At 77.1% G+C, this 525-nt stretch carries 1 protein-coding gene; it reads left to right on the top strand.

The features are described from left to right. On the top strand, positions 1-525 hold a 525-nt coding region (locus tag DW299_RS07495), incomplete at both ends, for an ADP-dependent NAD(P)H-hydrate dehydratase (protein WP_136036221.1).

The following is a 525-nucleotide window of genomic DNA, read 5'->3' as shown; positions in this document are numbered from 1 at the left end:
GTGCGGTATGCGGGAGAGCAGCGCGTGATCGACGCCGTGCTCGCCCGCCGCCCGGAGACCGTGGGCGGGCCCGACACCGGGCGCACCCGGGTCGGTGCGTGGGTCATCGGCTCCGGCACCGACCCCGAGGAGCGGACGGACGCCGAGGCGCGGGCGCTGCGCGAGATCGTGTCGGGCACGGCCCCGGTCGTGATCGACGCCGGCGCACTCGACCTGGCGACCGGCGCGACCGCGCCGTTCGTGGTGACCCCGCACGCGGGGGAGTTCGCCCGGCTTCGGGAGCGCCTCGGTCTGGTCGACGCGGATCAGGACACGGCGGCCGAGGTACGACGGATGGCCGCGGAGCTGCACGGCGTCGTGCTGCGCAAGGGGGCCCGCACGCTGATCGCGGGACCCGACGGCCCGGTGATCGCCGTGGACGCGGGCACCGGGTGGCTCGCGACCGCGGGCATGGGCGATGTGCTGGCCGGCGTGCTCGGGGCCGTGATCGCGGCCAACCCCGGTGCTCCGCTCGCCGAGGTGGCC

Origin of the sequence: Microbacterium sp. K35 (assembly GCF_004794375.1) — a bacterium.
In the GTDB taxonomy this organism is placed as follows: Bacteria; Actinomycetota; Actinomycetes; order Actinomycetales; family Microbacteriaceae; genus Microbacterium; species Microbacterium sufflavum.
This window is presented reverse-complemented; position numbering and strand designations above follow the sequence as displayed.